At 65.3% G+C, this 2,014-nt stretch carries 1 protein-coding gene; it reads left to right on the top strand.

The genetic code is table 11. The annotated features are described in order from the left end of the window. Window positions 1–2,014, top strand: a 2,014-nt coding sequence (locus tag VOI29_RS24320; protein ID WP_323784446.1) for a PEP/pyruvate-binding domain-containing protein, incomplete at both ends; no start/stop codon positions are given.

Below are 2,014 nucleotides of genomic sequence, written 5' to 3'. Positions count from 1 at the left end.
TGCTGACCACCGAGGATCTGCAGATCGTCGACACCCGCTACCCCGGCGATTTCGAGGCCGGCCACCTGCCCGGCGCCGTCAACATCCCGATCCGCAAGATGACCACCGAGGACCTGATGGCACGGATTGCGGACCTGGATCCGGAGAGGCCCACAATCGCCGCCTGTTATGACCGCCGCAGCTGTTTCATGAGCCAGGTGCTGGGGCTGGAGCTGTCGCAGCAAGGCATTGATTTCCGCGGCCGCTACACTCTGCCATGGGAATATTTCGTCGCACCGAAACCGAAACCGCATGTGCAGGACTGGCTGGCCGAGCAGCAGACCGGTCTGTGGGACAAGGCGATCTCGGCGCTGGCAGCCGCCCTCCTGTGGGTGCATGAGCGCAGCCATATCCTGCTGGGCCTCTTGGCGCTGTCCATCGTGACCCGCATCCTGGTGCTGCCCGTCGCACTGAAATCCGAACGCGATCAGATCATCACCAATGAGACCGCGGACGAGATGAAGGCGCTGAAGGCAAAGCTGGCCCATGACCCGGTGCGCAAGGCCCGCGCGGTGCAGGCATTCTACGCCGCCAAGGGCCTCACCCCGATGAAAAACCTCACCGCGCTGCTGTTCCTGCCGGTGATGATGCTGGGCGTTTCCGCCGCACAGGAGGCCAGCGCCAGCCTGCAGGCCCCGCTGTTGTGGATGGCCGACCTCGGCGTGCCTGACCCGCTGTTCATCATGCCGGTGCTGTTCTGCGCCCTGGCCGCGGTCTACCTGTTGTGGGCCGTCGCCAAGACCAAGCGGCAGAAACTCTTGTGGATGGTGCTGGGCATGCCCGCGCTGTTTGCGATGGTGTTTTCCCTGTCCGGCGCCGCCAATGCCTACCTCTGCTTCAGCCTGACGCTCTTGCTGGTCCAGCGCGCCTATGTCACCGGCATGCACCGCAAACTGGGCGCGGCGCTGTCCCTGCGCGCCCACAAACGCAGGCTTGCCAAACTGCCCCGCGGCGTGATCCCGATGGGCTATACCGAGGAACTGCAGGACGCCGGCAACAAGGCGCTGCGCCTGTCGATCCTCAGGAACGCGGGCCTGCCGGTGCCCGGCGGCGTCATTGTCCGCTCCGACGCCATCCAGAACTACCGCGCCATGGCGCCTGCCCGCAAAGATGCATTTGCCGCACAGGTTTTCGCGCTGGCCGGCGGCAAGCCGGTCGCTGTGCGCTCCTCCGCCAGCAACGAGGATGGCGCCGATCAAAGCTTTGCCGGCGTCTTTGAATCGGTGCTCGACGTGACTGCGGACAGCATGCGCGCCGCCTTGGACGCGGTGGTGGGAAGCTTCTCCTCCGCGCGCGCCGCCAGCTACTCCGGCGAGGGCGACAGCACCGGTCAGGGCAATATCGTGGTGCAGGAGATGGTGCAGGCGGAATATGCCGGCGTCCTTTTCACCCAGGACCCGATGGCCCCCGGCATGGCGATGATCGAATGGGTCGAGGGCTGCGGTGAAGACCTGGTTTCGGGCCGTGTCACCCCGACCTCCCTGCGCTTTGGCCGCTACACCGGCCTGCCCGCCGCCGAAGATCAGGACCAGACGCTGGACATGGCGCCGCTGCTGGCGCTCGGACGGCAGATCGAAGACACTTTCGGCGCCCCGCAGGACGTGGAATGGGCCTATGCAAACGGTGCGTTCCAGATCGTGCAAAGCCGCGACATCACCACGCTCAGCCTCGGCACCGAGCAGGAGAAAACCCGCCTCGCCGAATGGCGCGAAGTGCTGGACCGTTACGGCGATGCAGATCCGGACCAAATCATCCTGGAACAGGACGAAATGTCCGAGGTGCTGCCCCGCCCCACCCCGCTCAGCTTCTCGCTGATGAGCGATCTGTGGGCGCCACGCGGCAGCGTCGTCCTGGCCTGCCGCGATCTGGGTGTGCCCTATGGCCTGCCCGAGGGCTGCGACGGCCATCTGGTCAACCTCTTCGGCAAAACCTATGTCGATGTGGCGCTGAAACAGGGCATGACCCTGAAACTCAC

The organism is Leisingera sp. (genome assembly GCF_034669605.1).
In the GTDB taxonomy this organism is placed as follows: Bacteria; Pseudomonadota; Alphaproteobacteria; order Rhodobacterales; family Rhodobacteraceae; genus Leisingera.
This window is presented reverse-complemented; position numbering and strand designations above follow the sequence as displayed.